The sequence below is a fragment of the Burkholderia sp. SIMBA_062 genome, assembly GCF_046534765.1.
In the GTDB taxonomy this organism is placed as follows: Bacteria; Pseudomonadota; Gammaproteobacteria; order Burkholderiales; family Burkholderiaceae; genus Burkholderia; species Burkholderia ambifaria.
In genome coordinates this window covers 1-237 of the sequence record NZ_JAWRYD010000612.1, presented here as the reverse complement: position 1 = coordinate 237, position 237 = coordinate 1, and the positions used below count along the sequence as shown (strand labels likewise).

The following is a 237-nucleotide window of genomic DNA, read 5'->3' as shown; positions in this document are numbered from 1 at the left end:
GATGAAGATCATCGAGAACAAGGGCGGCGCCGCGTCGGGCAAGATCTACAACCTCGGCAATCCGCACAACAACTTCTCGGTTCGCGAGCTCGCGCACAAGATGCTCGAACTGGCGGCGGAATTCCCCGAGTACGCCGATTCGGCCAAGCAGGTGAAGCTCGTCGAGACGGCCTCGGGCGCGTACTACGGCAACGGCTACCAGGACGTGCAGAACCGCGTGCCGAAGATCGACAACAC

At 61.6% G+C, this 237-nt stretch carries 1 pseudogene; it reads left to right on the top strand.

The annotated features are described in order from the left end of the window. Nucleotides 1-237 (top strand): annotated as a pseudogene (locus SB786_RS37640) (bifunctional UDP-4-keto-pentose/UDP-xylose synthase); the annotation flags it as partial.